Source organism: Pseudomonas sp. MWU13-3659 (assembly GCF_023757525.1).
Taxonomy (GTDB): Bacteria; Pseudomonadota; Gammaproteobacteria; order Pseudomonadales; family Pseudomonadaceae; genus Aquipseudomonas; species Aquipseudomonas entomophila_E.
In genome coordinates this window covers 1-571 of sequence record NZ_JAMSHW010000103.1, presented here as the reverse complement: position 1 = coordinate 571, position 571 = coordinate 1, and the positions used below count along the sequence as shown (strand labels likewise).

Below are 571 nucleotides of genomic sequence, written 5' to 3'. Positions count from 1 at the left end.
GGGCCTGCGCATCGGCGGGGTGGGCTCAGGGTCCACCGGCATCAGCGTCTCGGCGCTGCCTGCCACCGTCTGGGTGGATGTTGTCCTAGAGCGTTACCTGAACGATGTTCAAGCGCGCTGGACGCTTGCGAGCGGCCAGCAGCGGGCCGACTACACCGACGCTGCCGGCAAACGCCACTACTGCATCCCCATCGCTGACGTGACTGCCGCCGGCATTGTCGATCGCCGTCCCACTGAGCCGATCGACGGCCCGCTGGTGAAGCACTTCGCCTCGTTCAAGTCCGTGGAAGAGGTGCGGACAAAAGTCTCGGAGTTGGTGGATGGCACCACGCCCGCCGGTAAAGCTCGGCAGTTGGCCACCGCTCGTCGGATCTCCCTGCAGGGTGATATCACCGGGCAGGTGGAGTTCGACGCCACCCGCGACGTGGCCATCCAGGCCACGCTGCCAGACATCGGGGTTATCCCTGGGGCCTATGCGAAAGTAATCATCAACGCGAAGGGCCAGGTTATCGGCAGCCAGGTACAGGTCCAGGGCGATATCCCCCCACTGGACTGGGGCAAGATCACCAGC

The 571-nt window shown here is 64.8% G+C and carries 1 pseudogene; it reads left to right on the top strand.

What is annotated here, in order from left to right:
* Positions 1 to 19 precede the first annotated feature (19 nt).
* A pseudogene (locus tag NGM28_RS28500) lies at positions 20 to 571 on the top strand (hypothetical protein); the annotation flags it as partial.